This is a genomic window from Mesorhizobium sp. M1A.T.Ca.IN.004.03.1.1, from assembly GCF_003997555.1.
Classification (GTDB): Bacteria; Pseudomonadota; Alphaproteobacteria; order Rhizobiales; family Rhizobiaceae; genus Mesorhizobium.
Genome location: NZ_RZTV01000939.1, coordinates 1 through 243 on the forward strand (window position 1 = coordinate 1; position 243 = coordinate 243).

1 pseudogene is annotated in these 243 nt (G+C 64.6%); it reads left to right on the forward strand.

From position 1 onward, the window contains the following. A pseudogene (locus EOD29_RS36840) lies at window positions 1-243 on the forward strand (hypothetical protein); the annotation flags it as partial.

Genomic DNA, 243 nt, shown 5'->3' on the forward strand with positions numbered 1-243 from the left:
CGCACCGGCGATGCGTTGGAGCTGATCGGCACCTCGGTTGCCGTCTCGCAGCTGCGCCAGACGATCGAGAAGGTGTCGCCGACCAACAGCCGGGCGGTGATGTATCGACGGCCATGCTGCCCTCCCCTATCAAGTCGGGAAAGCAAAAGCCGCAGCGGCAAGTCCGGTCAAGGGCAAATCCGGGCGGGAAATGCGGAAGCAAGAAAATGCCGGAGCACGCCGCCGCGCCGCAAGATTCGTGCG